Origin of the sequence: Xanthomarina arctica (assembly GCF_014638915.1) — a bacterium.
GTDB lineage: Bacteria > Bacteroidota > Bacteroidia > Flavobacteriales > Flavobacteriaceae > Xanthomarina > Xanthomarina arctica.
The window spans coordinates 1-1,012 of the sequence record NZ_BMFQ01000016.1 but is presented as its reverse complement, the minus strand read 5'-3'; the positions used below and the strand labels follow the sequence as shown (position 1 = coordinate 1,012).

Annotated in this window: 1 protein-coding gene; it reads right to left on the bottom strand. The window is 30.6% G+C overall.

All coding sequences use genetic code 11. The features are described 5' to 3' along the window. Positions 1-19 precede the first annotated feature (19 nt). Positions 20-988 (bottom strand): IS110 family RNA-guided transposase, encoded by a 969-nt coding sequence (locus tag IEV77_RS17355; RefSeq protein WP_188467180.1) that lies wholly within the window; start codon positions 986-988, stop codon positions 20-22. Positions 989-1,012: the final 24 nt, after the last annotated feature.

Sequence of the window (1,012 nt, the reverse complement as noted above, 5' to 3'; positions counted from 1 at the left end):
TTTTACTATTTCAGGCTATTTATTTAGACAGAACTGAGACGTAAGTTTCATCATATGGTAAACCTGATTTTGCAATAGCAAAACTTTGTTTTAGTAATTTATTAGAGACTGCAATTAACGCTAACTTCTTACTTTTTCCTTTATTTACAATTCGTTCATAAATATTTTTACAAGCCTTATTTTGCTTACAGGCACTAAATGAACATAGGAATAAAAGGTTCCTCAATTTTCTGTTTCCAACTTTACTTATTCTACTTCTGCCTCTGACACTGCTTCCAGATTCTCTAATGGTTGGTGTTATGCCTACATAACTACATAATTGGGAGGCTGTTTCAAACTTCTTAAATCCATCAGTTATTACAATTAAGAATAAAGCAGTTTTTAGCCCTATTCCTGGTATGCTTTGTAATAAAGTTAATTGTATTTGCTGATCTTGTTTTACTAAAGATAGAAGTTGCTTCTCTATTCCTAAAAGCTCTTTATCTAAATGTTTAAGATCTCTTTTTAGTGAACGATATACCCACTTGGATGGAATTCCTAATACTTCTTCTCCATGGACCTTGTTCTTGGTAGCTGTTCTTTTTTTTAAAAAACTATCCATCAATCTAAATAACTGTAAGCTTTCACTTTGAACTTCGGTAAGTGCATTATACAATGGAACTTCATTAATAATCCCATATTCACAGATTGCTTTTGCATCACTTTTATCTGTTTTTACTTTTGCTAATTTCATTTGAATGAAACGCTTTACAGACAATGGATTGACCACAGATACTACTTGCTTTTTCTTGTAGAGAAACTGAGCCAATCTGTAATGATAATATCCAGTTGCTTCCATTACAATCAAAGTATTATCGTCCAATAATTGTAGAAACTTAATAAAACCATGTTCTGTGTTTTTAAACTGCAAATGACCTTGTTTACTGCCATAACAATCAAAGACATCTTTACTAATGTCAATTCCAAAAGTTTCTGTATATTTATTCATAAGAAATGATTTATGAAAGAATAA